The 12,985-nt window shown below is 42.2% G+C and carries 7 protein-coding genes and 2 pseudogenes; 6 read left to right on the forward strand and 3 right to left on the reverse strand.

Annotated elements, in window-relative coordinates; genetic code table 11:
* Window positions 1-225: 225 nt before the first annotated feature.
* On the reverse strand, window positions 226-1,455 hold the full coding sequence (locus tag F8R90_RS30320) for an AAA family ATPase (RefSeq protein WP_196513756.1): 1,230 nt from the start codon (window positions 1,453-1,455) through the stop codon (window positions 226-228).
* Between the two features lie 133 nt (window positions 1,456-1,588).
* Here F8R90_RS30320 and F8R90_RS30325 point away from each other — a divergent pair, with 133 nt between their 5' ends.
* From F8R90_RS30325 to F8R90_RS30340, 4 genes are all read left to right on the forward strand, one after another.
* Complete coding sequence (locus F8R90_RS30325) at window positions 1,589-1,750, forward strand: hypothetical protein (protein ID WP_196513757.1); 162 nt, start codon at window positions 1,589-1,591, stop codon at window positions 1,748-1,750.
* A gap of 286 nt (window positions 1,751-2,036) precedes the next feature.
* Window positions 2,037-4,835, forward strand: coding sequence for a two-partner secretion domain-containing protein (locus F8R90_RS30330; RefSeq protein WP_230967135.1), 2,799 nt, complete (start codon window positions 2,037-2,039; stop codon window positions 4,833-4,835).
* Between the two features lie 14 nt (window positions 4,836-4,849).
* Window positions 4,850-7,450: a CHAT domain-containing protein gene (locus F8R90_RS30335; RefSeq protein WP_196513761.1), complete on the forward strand. Its 2,601-nt coding sequence runs from the start codon at window positions 4,850-4,852 to the stop codon at window positions 7,448-7,450.
* Between the two features lie 315 nt (window positions 7,451-7,765).
* Window positions 7,766-8,818, forward strand: a complete 1,053-nt coding sequence (locus F8R90_RS30340) for a hypothetical protein (protein ID WP_196513763.1) — start codon at window positions 7,766-7,768, stop codon at window positions 8,816-8,818.
* A gap of 335 nt (window positions 8,819-9,153) precedes the next feature.
* Here the strand turns inward: F8R90_RS30340 and F8R90_RS33605 are convergent, their stop codons facing one another.
* The gene (locus F8R90_RS33605) at window positions 9,154-9,276 is read right to left on the reverse strand and encodes a hypothetical protein (RefSeq protein WP_269141815.1); all 123 of its coding nucleotides are present in this window, start codon (window positions 9,274-9,276) and stop codon (window positions 9,154-9,156) included.
* A gap of 386 nt (window positions 9,277-9,662) precedes the next feature.
* Between F8R90_RS33605 and prfC the strand changes: the two are divergent.
* Both prfC and F8R90_RS30350 read left to right on the forward strand, forming a co-directional pair.
* Window positions 9,663-11,063, forward strand: a pseudogene (gene prfC / locus F8R90_RS30345) (peptide chain release factor 3); the annotation flags it as partial.
* Between the two features lie 145 nt (window positions 11,064-11,208).
* Window positions 11,209-12,516, forward strand: a pseudogene (locus F8R90_RS30350) (NF041680 family putative transposase).
* A 110-nt stretch (window positions 12,517-12,626) separates the two neighbouring features.
* Here F8R90_RS30350 and F8R90_RS30355 read toward each other — a convergent pair.
* Window positions 12,627-12,947 (reverse strand): transposase, encoded by a 321-nt coding sequence (locus F8R90_RS30355; RefSeq protein ID WP_230967137.1) that lies wholly within the window; start codon window positions 12,945-12,947, stop codon window positions 12,627-12,629.
* Window positions 12,948-12,985 lie beyond the last annotated feature (38 nt).

A 12,985-nucleotide genomic window follows, 5' to 3' on the forward strand; every position in this document is an offset into this window, starting at 1 on the left:
CATACTCCTAGGTCGAAGCAAGCTACGCGCAGCATCTCGTTAGAGAAGGGCGCAAAGGAAGAGAAGAAAGAGAAAAAAGGGAAGAAAGAAATGCTTAACTGAACTGTATTGCAAGAAAAGCTGCCGCCGATTTTGCTAAAGTTGTTCAAAATCCAGGTATCAGCAATATTGATTCTGAGCGAAAGCGGAACGTCCCCGGCTCCGCTCATGAATTCTTCTTTGATTTTAGTTTTCTAAATCTTTGCTGCTAACAGTTGTGCTGATCATTTGTTCTCGCAAAATAGCAACTTGAGAAATCATGATTTTCTCTAACGCACCATCTTCCATTCCTCCCATCCAACGAATCATTGACGAGAGAAATAGTTCTTTAAGGTAGGCAAAAGAAAAGCCTTCAGTTAACGCAACCATCTGACTCACAGCCTGCTCAGACAAGCCCATAGCAGTTTTTAATTTATCATTCCATAACGTGATGTAGGCTTCTCGTTCTGGGATAGCTGGCAAGTCAAAATGATATTTGCGGTCAAAGCGACTGGGGCGATCGCTAATTGCTGAATCTAAACGTTCTGGATGATTAGTGGTTGCAATGGTCACAATTCCTTCATTAGAGGCAAAGCCATCAAGTTCATTTAAAAAGAAAGAGCGATTTTCATCATTCAATAGAGAATCAATATCTTCTAATACCAAAATACAAGGGGCTGACTGCCGTGCCTGTTTGAATACATTACGGATATTTTCGCTATCAGTTGCATACTCAGATTTAAAGCTTTTAACATATAAACAAGGCTGCTGCATTTGATTAATCAATGCTTTCACTGTATGGGTTTTACCATTCCCAGGCGAGCCAATTAATAAAATACCACGTTTCCAAGGAACACTATAATTTGTGTAAGTTTCGCGGGATGCAAAGAAGGTTATTAGGTCATCTTGAATGTCTTGTTTCAGAGTGCTATGCAAGACGAGATTATCAAACTTTGCGCTTTGAATAGATTGAAACAACTCTGGGTTTTTATTCCAGTACCCATCTTCAAAAACTAAAAGTTCATCACGAATTTCTGAGTTCCAATCACAAACTGCGGCGAAAAAGTTTTTAGCCAACTTTGTGCTGTTAGCCAAAATCCAAAAATGGCGAGTTTTGCAATAACCTTCGTGCCAACTCATTAAAAGTACATTAAGTTTGTCTCCTTGCCATGAAACTTCAAAACTGGCATTTTCATTAAAATTGTAAATCTCGTTCTCCATACCATTCCAACCAGTGAGGATTTGGTTATGGATATGAGTATCATATTGAATTTTGCAGAGGTTTGCCTCAGCATACTTTTCTAAATTAAACGAACTATCATTACTTACTAGCAATGTTTTTTTAGGATAAATAGCTGCTAACTGCTGACTAACATGATAGGAAATAGCATCATTAGGTAAACTAAGTGCTTCTGTAATTAGTTTTTGAATTTTCATGTTTATTTATTCTTCTGGTTAACTGGCACTTAGAAAGATATCCAATTAGGATAATCTAATCTAACATTAAGATATCAGTAATGTGTGCAGTCCAGAGATTAGCAACGCGATCGCTTAGATTTAAACTATCAAGATGTTTGGAAATTTCCACCTTGCCATTAGAGCTTGGGGCAAATGGGGTTGTATTATCAAACTTGAGATGCGGCGCAATCGAGAATTCGTAGTTGGGGAGTTAGTGGCAGATGGATACACTGTTATAGATGCAGCCGATTGGGACAGTTCTGGAGTCTTTTAAAGCCGCGTCTCTGGAATTGGATGCAATCGAGTCTCAATTCATCAAGGACACTGACCTTTCAGGTTTAGTATAAGCTTTCTTGCTGTACAGGTAAATTAACAAATAAAATATGAGTGCCATAGCACGATAATGGAATTTTGATTTATATAGAAATTCTGTCTTCAACAAAATTTTACAATTGGATAAAATCTCCATTCTTGATAAACCTAAAAAAATCAAAAAGTGTTATTGTTTATAACAACAATTAATTTTTATAAAATAAAGATTGTTTAAATTTTTAAGAGAATTGTTACTTTTTACATTAGCCCTTTCGGCGCTGAGTTCTTTTATTTTTGGAAAAAACCATGTCCTCGCCGAAATTAAAGCTGATACCACCTTGGGAAGTGAATCATCAATCTTAATCCAAGAGGTTGAGGTTAAAGAAGCAATAGGCGATCGCATCGATGGTGGTGCAGTCCGAGGAAGCAACCTATTTCACAGTTTTGGCGAATTTAGCATTGGTAACGAACAACGGGTTTACTTCTCTAACCCCACGGGAGTAGAGAATATCCTCACGAGAATCACAGGTAATAACCACTCCAATATTTTGGGGACACTAGGGGTTTTAGGTAATGCAAATCTGTTTTTAATTAACCCCAATGGTATTGTATTTGGAGCCAATGCAAGATTAGACATTGCAGGTTCTTTTGTGGCGAGTACAGCTGATAGTTTGAGATTTGATAACAATTTTGCTTTTAGTGCTACTAATCCCCAAATTCCTCCCTTATTGACTGTCAATGTACCCCTTGGCTTACAATTTGCCGCAAATCCAGGTAGTATCCTCAACCAATCCACTGTTAAGGATAGTAATGGTGAAATTGTCGGACTCCAGGTGCAACCGCAAAGAACCCTTGCACTTGTGGGAGGCGATATTTTTCTAGAACAAGGGAGGATGAAAGCAGATGGGGGACAGATAGAATTGGGATCTGTATTCGGTAATGGTCTTGTCCACTTGAACTGGTCATTTGCCTCTGATGCTATTCCTCTGACATTAAGCTATGAAGGCATTGAAAATTATCGGGATATCCAATTGTCTCGTAGGGCTGAAATCATTGCTAATTCTGACAGTATTAGTCAAAGTATAGGTAGCGTTCATCTCCAAGGGAGGCAAGTCACTCTCAGCGAAGAATCAGGAATTTTTAACCGCAATAGAGGTTCTGGAAAGCCAGGAAGTGTCATTATCAACGCCACAGATTTGGTAGAAATGAGTGGAGGTTCCCCGATTGACGAGAACAGTCTAATCAATGTCGCTAATTCTGGTTCTGGAGAGGGAAGCAGCGTAATTATTAACACTAGCCGATTGATTATGGGGGATGGCTCAGGTATTTTTGCTAACACCAGAGGTGTAGGTCAAGGTGGAAGAATAATTGTGAATGCCTTGAATTCTGTAGAACTCTTTGGTACTTCATTCAATGGGTCTTCTACTGGTCTTTTTGCCACAACTCAGGCTGAGGGTAGAGGCGGCAATATAACGATTGATACTGGACGGTTAATTGTTCAAGATGGAGGAGTCGTATCGGTTTCTACTTTCAACACGGGTCAGGGGGGAGAACTGACAGTGATTGCGAAAGAATTTGTAGAGCTAAGTGGAATATACGGGGGTGGACGGAATTCCAGTGGCTTGTTTGCTCAATCTAATATAGGTGCTAAAGGTAATGCTGGAAATTTGACAATTAAAACTGGGCAGTTAGTTATCCGTAACGGTGCACAGATAGGAACATCCACTTTCTCTTCAGGGAATGGCGGAACAATGATTGTGGATGCCTCTAAGTCTGTGGAAGCCAACGGTACAGCCATAAGAAGCGATGGTTCTCAAGTAAGTAGCGGCATATTCAGTTCAGTTGGCAGGCGACCAGACATTACACAACCGACTGGTAAGGGAGGAGATATAACAATCAACACTAGTCGCTTAGTAGTTCAAGATGGAGCACAAATCCAAGCTAATACTTTTGCTAGAGGAGCAGGAGGAACATTAACTCTCAACGTAGAGAATTTACTGATTCAAAACGGGGGAGAAGTTGGCGCTAGCACCTTTAATGAGGGTTTAGGGGGAAAGGTGACTGTGAATGCCTTGGAATCTGTAGAAGTATCTGGTTCTGGAATAGGAGATACTGGGTTGGGAAATTCTAGTATTCGTAGAGTTAATAGTATATTGTCTGCTGGTTCGCAAGGGTTCGGAAATTCTGGCAATCTCACAATTGCTACAAAGAATTTGGTTGTGCGAGATGGAGGTCAAGTTACTGTTAGTGGTTTGGGAGTAGGCAATCCAGGTAATTTAGATATCACCGCCAAGGCTATCTTGCTGAACGAGGGAGCGCTCTCTGCTACCACAGCCTCTGGTAGTGAAGCTAACATTCAGCTTAGAGTGTCCGATTTAGTAGTATTGCGGAATAATAGTTCAATTAGTGCCCAAGCCTTCGACAAAGGTGATGGCGGCAATATCAATATTGATACAAGTTTTGTGGTTGCTGCCCCCAATGAAAATAGCGACATTATTGCCAACGCCTTCGAGGGTTCGGGAGGCAAAATTAATATTACCGCTCAAGGTATTTTTGGATTGCAATTCCGTGAAACTTTAACTCCCCTCAGTGACATCAACGCCAGTTCAGAACTGGGAATTAATGGAGTTGTAGACATTAACACACCCGATGTCGACCCTAGTCGCGGACTAGCGAATTTGACCACAAATATAGTAGATGCTTCCACACTCATTGCCCAAACCTGTAAGAGTGCTGGGGGAGTAACAGCCAATCAACAAAGTGAATTTATAGTCACTGGGCGAGGTGGTTTGCCACCTAACCCCATTGAGCCACTTAGCAGTGATGCCATCTGGCAAGACTTGCAACCCCACGCATTGCTTAATGAACAGATCAGTGGCTCTCAACAAGAGGTAAGCTTAGTTTCACAAACACCTGCTGCGATCGTCGAAGCTCAAGGATGGATAATTGCTGCTGATGGTACTATTACCCTTGTAGCTCAAGCTCCAACTACTACTCCTCACAACTCCTCATTCACACCTGTTAATTGTCCAGTTGCCCAAAACTGATGTTGGACTCTCACATGGCAAAAAAACAGCCAAGATTTTTGCGTAAAGCTCTAGCTTTTGCGCTTTGTCTGCTAATAGGGGTGAGTCTAACTCTGATACTTGAATTGAGGCAAGTCACAGCTTCTTCTGTTCAACCTCTGCTTCTAGAAGAGAAAATTGGAGAAAAATCAACACAATACTTATCGGACTCAAATTTAATTCAACAAGGTAGAGAACTGTACCAAGCAGAACGATATGCTGAAGCTGTAAATATTTGGCGATCGGCACTCAAAGCAGAAAAGAATTTATCGTCTCAAGCTATGGTGCTAAATTATCTCTCCTTGGCTTACCAGCAGTTGGGACAGTGGCAGCAGGCAACTAAGACAATTAGCTCTAGCTTGAATTTAATCCAAAACTCCAAACAGACAACAGCACAAACAAAACTCATCCTTGGCCAAGCGCTCAACACTCAAGGAAGTTTGCAATTAGCTCAAGGTAAGGCAGAAGAAGCTCTCAATACTTGGCAACAGGCAACTGCCATTTATACCACAGCAGGCTATACACAAGGCAGAATTGGCAGTTTAATTAATCAAGCTCAAGCCCAACAAGCTCTAGGGCTTTATCTCCAAGCTCGTAAAACCCTAGCAGAAGTAGAACAAACACTAGAGAATCAACCAGACCGGCAGTTAAAAACTACAGGATTGCGTAGCCTGGGCAACGTTCTTAAATCAGTGGGCGCTTTCGCTGATTCTCGCAGAGTTTTACAGCAAAGTTTGCAGATGCTACAGGGTGGTGCTAATGTGTCACAACAAGAATTGAGTGCCACCTTACTCAGCCTGGGTAACACAGCTTATGCTCAAAGCAATACAGATGCAGCATTGGCATATTACGAACAGGCTGCAACTACTGGCTCTGCAAGCAGCATGACGCAGATTCAGTCTCAAATCAATCAACTCCAGCTATTGATAGCAACTGGACAAACGAAAAAAGCCGAGAGTCTCTCGCTACAACTCCAGCCAAAGTTTAGTAATCTACCTCCCAGTCGCTCAACAATTTACTCTCGCATCAACCTTGCCAAAAGTTTGGTGAAACTGGGAACTAAAGGAAACGCTGAATCTGCTAAACTACTGGCGATCGCAATTCAAGAAGCTCAAAACTTAAGTGACCAACAAGCAGAATCTTATGCTTTGGGTTATCTAGGTGGACTCTACGAACAAACTCAGCAGTGGTCAAATGCTCAAGATTTAACCCAGCAGGCTTTGCAAATAGCTCAAGCCATTAATGCTCCACATATTAGTTATCAGTGGCAATGGCAATTAGGACGAGTTTTAAAAGCCCAAGGAGCAATCAAGCCAGCAACATCAGCTTATGAAGTAGCCTTTACAACATTAAAATCTCTGCGTAGCGATTTGGTGGCGATTAACAGTGATATTCAATTTTCCTTCCGTGAAGCTGTAGAGCCTGTATATCGTGAATATGTACAATTACTGTTAAATCCAGGTGAAAACGTAGAATCTAGTCAGGAGCAGCTAAAACAAGCCCGTCAAGTAATTGAATCACTACAACTAGCAGAACTCGACAACTTCTTTCGTTCAGCTTGTCTACAAGGTCAGATAGTACCGATTGAGCAGATTCAACAATCAGAAGCAGCGGTAATTTATCCCATCATTCTCCCAGACCGACTAGAAGTAATTCTGAGTTTACCTCAGCAGCCACTACGCCACTATGCCACCAAAATAAGTCAACCTGAAGTAGAAGAAATTATAGAGCAACTCAGAGAAAATTTAGAGAAGTCTTTCACAACACCTGAAGGAAAATTATTATCTGCAAAAGTTTACGACTGGTTAATTCGCCCTGTGGAAGCAGAACTGTCTGAAAGTCAGGTGAAAACATTAGTTTTCGTCTTAGATGGTTCTTTGCGGAATGTGGCGATCGCAGCCTTGTATGATGGCAAACAGTATTTGGTAGAGAAATACAGTATTGCACTTACACCTGGGTTAGAGCTATTAGGGCCCCGTCCTTTGCGCCAAGGTAGGCTAAAAACTTTGGTCGCTGGACTCACAGAAGCACGACATGGGTTTAGTTCCTTACCAAATGTCAGTGACGAATTAAAAGCAATTGAGTCGGAAGTGCCTAGCGAAGTTCTCGTGAATCAGAAATTTACTAGTTCAGAATTACGAAAACAGATTGACTCTGTGCCCTTCTCTGTAGTGCATCTGGCAACTCATGGTCAATTTAGTTCCAATGCTGATGAAACCTTTGTGCTGGCTTGGGATAAACCGATTAAACTCAACGAACTAAAAGATTTGCTTCGCAGCAGAGAGCAAACTACACCTGAGCCAATTGAATTACTCGTTCTCAGTGCTTGCGAAACTGCCGAGGGAGACAAACGAGCAGCTTTAGGACTGGCTGGAGTGGCAATTCAAGCAGGCGCACGCAGTACCTTAGCTTCTCTTTGGAGTTTGGATGATGAATCTGGTGCTCGCCTCATTGGTCAATTTTATAAAGAATTAGCAACTAAGCAGGTGACAAAAGCAGAAGCACTGCGGCAAGCTCAACTCTCTCTTTTAAAAGACCCAGATTACCGCCATCCCTTACATTGGGCATCTTACGTCTTGCTGGGAAATTGGCTCTAGTGGGTTGTTAAAAAATTTTTTGGCTTTGTTCTTATTTGAGTGCATAAACCTCAAAAGTTAAACGTGTAACTCTGTGGAGGGTGAAGTAAGTAACGCCAACCAACAAATTCGAGGTTGCGGTAATTCAAACTACTTTAACTACTCTCCACAGAAGTTGAAGCCAGGTAGTCATTATTTCTGCCCAATGCAGACTTGTACAGTGGCAGCAAATCATCAGCATGATGAGCGATTTGCCCTGTTAATTTCGCCTAGCTCAACAGCAAATCAACTTATAAACAATCATACCGTTAACTACTCAACAAAGGAACGTAAACCATGACTACTAATTACACCTCTAAATCTGCTTTTTCGTCTCACCAATCTACTCGTAAGGAAAAATTTATGTCCCGCAAACCATTAGGTCTACTTGCAGCACTCATCAGCGTCGGTGTGCCACTATTTTCATTGAATTTTGCTCAACCTGCAATGGCACAAGATAAGGCTAATTGCATAGATGTTAAAGGTGTAGGTGTATGTGTTGAAGAAAAAGGTGCTGGTTACGAATTTTATGCCAAGCTTGGGCCAATCACCAGTCAGAAACAATATATAGGTCGTGATGGTGGTTGTGCGACTTTTGGTACTGTTGATTTTGCTGGCTCTTACGCCCAAGTACAAGGTTGTGTTAAGGGAAGTCCACTAAGATTTGAAGGGAAAGCAGAAGCATGTGCATTTCGCCGTTGCAAAGGTGACAATTTTGCCATCAATTTACCCAATTCAGGCAATACTGCTTCTCAACCAACCCAAAATCCAAACGCTTTAGGTAAATACCAACTTTTCTGGGATGGAGTGCAAGTTGGCATGGAACCCAGTTGGACACTCCAACAAGCGATCGCTAATTTAGAATTCAATAAGAAAAGCTATCCCGACAAGAAAGTTGAAGGTTTATTCAACGGTCAAAAAGTCGGATATGAATTAATCTGGGATGGTACGAGAGTTGGCTTTGAACCAGGTTGGACACTCCAACAAGCGATCGCTAATTTAGAATTCAATAAGAAAAGCTATCCCGACAAGAAAGTTGAAGGTTTATTCAACGGTCAAAAAGTCGGATATGAATTAATCTGGGATGGTACGAGAGTTGGCTTTGAACCAGGTTGGACACTCCAACAAGCGATCGCTAATTTAGAATTCAATAAGAAAAGCTATCCTGACAAAAAAGTTGAAGGTTTATTCAACGGTCAAAAAGTCGGCTATGAATTAATCTGGGATGGTACGAGAGTTGGCTTTGAACCTGGTTGGTCACAAGAGCAAGCGATCGCTAACTTAGAATTCAATAAGAAAAGCTATCCCGACAAAAAAGTTGAAGGTTTATTTAATGGTAAACAACTCTAATAAATTAGAATTGATGCGATAGCCAATAGAATTAGCTCTAGCAAAACTGCTAGGGCTATTTTAATGTCCTGAAGAAAATTGCCAACCCAATCGCTACTAAAACCTGTAATTTCAGCTACTTACTTGCTCTACTTTCATTGGTTTTTCTGGTCGGCTCAACAGACGAATGACTAATCATCTGCTGCGTTCTTTTACATCTCGACAACGACGGTAGCGTTGGGTCAACTGTGCATAATCTAAATGAGCAAGAATCTTCATCCGAGTATGAGGCATCGCTGCACACCGATTTTACTTCCACTAAATAATACTATCTATTGCAACTTGGTATGAGAATACTAAACCAAATTTCTACGGGCACGTTGTGCGATTTGCTGCGGCGTACTGGGTCGATTCACTAACTTTTCCAGGGCTTGCTGGTCAGTATCACTCAGGGTGATTGTCAGCGGTTGGCAGCGCATGAGTGGTCAAATTAATCTCGTCATTTATACACTAACTGAATTTACGCCGCAGTGTACTAGTTAGAGTTGATACTATCTTACTTGCCCTTAAGTGAGGAAAAATCACGGTATCTTTCATAAAAAGCGACTTCAGTTATATAATCACAATAAGACCTTGCAACAAGTTTTTATCTTTGAGCCGTGAGCCACTGTCGCCTAAAAAAAATTCATTCCGTTAACCTGAGAATTGGCAATCAGTGTCCACCGTAGGATTGCTCTATTAATTGGCTGTCTAGCTTGATCCTGGCTAGGCATACTCCCGCTGCATAGTCAAAGTTGATTAATAGAGCAATTCTCAAAATTTGGAATTTATGCAAACAGAATTACGGGATGCGATAGGCGAAGCCATGCCCTCCGGGCTTATCGCTCCGCAAGAAATCGAGCGTCGGCGTAACTTTGCGATCATCTCTCACCCAGACGCAGGTAAAACTACACTTACCGAAAAGCTGCTACTCTACGGAGGCGCAATTCAGCAAGCTGGTTCTGTAAAAGCTCGTCGCGCCCAACGCCACGCTACCTCTGATTGGATGGCAATGGAGCAACAACGGGGTATCTCTATCACCTCAACAGTATTGCAATTCGAGTATCAAGGGTTCCTCCTCAATCTTTTAGATACACCAGGACACCAAGATTTTAGTGAAGATACTTACCGAACTCTAGCGGCTGCGGATAATGCAGTCATGCTCATTGATGCGGCGAGGGGATTAGAAACCCAGACTCGCAAGCTATTTGAAGTTTGTCGATTGCGTTCTTTGCCTATTTTTACCTTTATTAACAAACTGGATCGTCCCAGTATGTCGTCTTTAGAACTAATTGATGAAATTGAGCAAGAGTTAGGGCTTGCAACTTATGTCATCAATTGGCCGATTGGTACAGGCGACCAGTTCCGAGGCGTTTTTGACCGTCGCCATCAGCAAATCCATTTGTTTCAAAAGACAGCTGCTCATGGTAGCAAAAAAGCCGCAGATACTACTATCTCTATGGGCGATCCGAGAATTGAGTCACTTTTAGAGCCAGAGTTATACTACCAACTCAAAGAAGACTTAGAAATTCTCGATGGGGTAGGTTCAACCTTCGATTTAGAAGCAGTGCATCAAGGTAAAATGACCCCGGTGTTTTTTGGCAGTGCTATGAACAACTTTGGTGTGGAGTTATTTCTAGAGTCATTTTTGGAATATGGACTCAAGCCAACTCCTCACAAAAGTAATAAGGGTGAAATTGCGCCAACTTATCCAGAATTTTCTGGGTTCGTGTTTAAATTGCAAGCCAATATGGACCCGAAACACCGCGATCGCATTGCTTTTTTGCGTGTCTGCTCTGGTAAGTTTGAAAAAGACATGGTGGTGAACCATGCCCGTACAGGTAAAACTATTCGCCTATCCCATCCCCAGAAGTTATTTGCTCAAGAACGAGATACCGTGGAAGTCGCATATCCAGGGGATGTAGTGGGGTTAAATAATCCGGGGACATTTGCGATTGGAGATACTGTATATATAGGTGAAAAGCTGGTGTACCCTAGTATTCCTTCTTTCTCTCCTGAGTTATTTGCTTACCTAAAGAATGCAGATCCCACCAAATATAAGAATTTCAACAAAGTGGTTACAGAACTGCAAGAAGAGGGAGCAGTGCAGATTTTACACTCCACAGATGAGAGTAAACGCAACCCAATTTTAGCTGCCGTTGGTCAACTTCAGTTTGAAGTGGTGCAGTTTCGTCTCGTTAATGAGTATGGAGTAGAGACTTACCTACTGGAGTTTAGACTAAAAGCAGGCGATCGTTAACAAAGGAGTGTACGTGTCGTTAGTATAAAATTTTTGGAAGGAGAGTCTGCGCTTAACACAGACCCCCAACGCCTGTAGATGAGAGAAGAACCACCAACTCTCACCTGCCAATATGAAACTTGCCAAACTAGAAGAATTTCGTCAAGCCGCTTATGAGCATTTAGGTAGAGCGCATGATGTGACTTTTGAACTGACAGATGCAATATTGCTGACTCGTAACGCCTACAGTTTGGCAGATTTATCGCTATCAGCAGTATTTAGACGTAAGTGGCCAAGCATCTCCGAGGCATTACAAGATAGCAGACCACAGCGACAAAAATTGATGCAGTTATACATCAAACAGATGCCAACGCAGAGCCGTCCATTGTTAGCAGGCGACCACACTGCATGGTCGCGCCCAGATGCGGTCACTCTACAGGAGAGGACAATAGAACACAGCAGCGCTACAGTACCTGGAAATAAACCGATTACTATTGGTCAGGGATATAGCACCATTGCGTGGATACCGGAGGATTCAGGCAGTTGGGCGTTACCCTTGAGACATGAGCGAATTAGCAGTTGGGAAAACCCCATACAGAAGGCAACTTGGTAGTTGCAACAAGTGTGTGAGCATTTGCCAACTAGACCAATTTCGGTTTGGGATAGTGAGTATGGGTGCGCTCCTTTCGTTTTGAAGACAGCCAACATTAGAGCAGATATTCTGGTACGTTTGCGTTCAAACCTATGTTTGTGGGGCGCACCGCCACCATATTCTGGTAAGGGGCGGTCCAGGAAGCATGGTGATAAATTCAAACTGAACGAACCTTCTACATGGAGTGAAGTCACTCAAAGTATAGAATTAAACCACTCCAAATTAGGGCGGATCAAGGTGAGCTTGTGGTCAAATTTACACTTTCGTAAAACTGCCACACGCCCCATGTCCTTCATCAGGGTTGAGCGTCTTGATGAACAAGGTCATTTCAGGGTATCAAAACCTTTGTGGTTGGCTTGGGTAGGAGAAGAAATGCCTCCACTATCTGAAGTTTGGCAACTCTACTTACGGCGCTTTACTGTTGACCACTGGTATCGTTTTTTGAAGCAACGCCTACACTGGACGCTTCCTAAGCTCAGTACCCCCAAGCAATGTGAGCGTTGGAGTGATCTGATGCCTCTGATGACTTGGGAATTGTGGCTGGCGCGTGATATCGTTGCTGATAATCCTTTACCTTGGCAAAAGTCATTGGACAAAATGACCCCTGGAAGGGTTGCCCAAGCGATAGGGAGCATTTTTGCAGTGATTGGTACTCCTGCCCGCTCGCCTAAACCTCGTGGAAAGTCTCCAGGCTGGAAACCAGGAAAACCACGACAACGTAGAATTCGCTATCCGATAGTCAAAAAAACTACAAATAAGCCCCGCAAAGAGCAAACAAAATCTGCTTAGGGTTGTAGATTTTCATGTCTGAAGCCTGTTTCTTTTCAACTCAGCTTTGCTGGGTCGTTTTTTGTTGCTTAGTCTAAACTCCAGTATCAATCGCTAAGAAAAGCAAGAACCTATCCCACTAATAAAATTCTTTGAATCCAAATATGAATAGTAGCAAGATCAAGAAATGCATCAAAATATACTTTTCGACGTTCCCAGCGAACAGCTAAACGACGGTATTTGCGTTGATACCAAGCAAAACAACGTTCTTGCTGGTATCTTGTCACAGATATTTTGATCGGTCTACCTTTATTTTTCTTAGTTTTCCAAACTCTTTTTGGTATTTGGGGTCGAATACTCGGAAAGCGTAAACTTGCACGTTGTTGTTTTGAGTCATACCCCTTATCGGCAGCCAACACCCTAAGTCGTTTACGTGGTCTACCGCGTTTCAAGGTTTTTAATTTGACTTTATTCGAGTATTGCTAATACC

It is taken from the genome of Nostoc sp. NZL, from assembly GCF_015714705.1.
In the GTDB taxonomy this organism is placed as follows: Bacteria; Cyanobacteriota; Cyanobacteriia; order Cyanobacteriales; family Nostocaceae; genus Nostoc; species Nostoc foliaceum_A.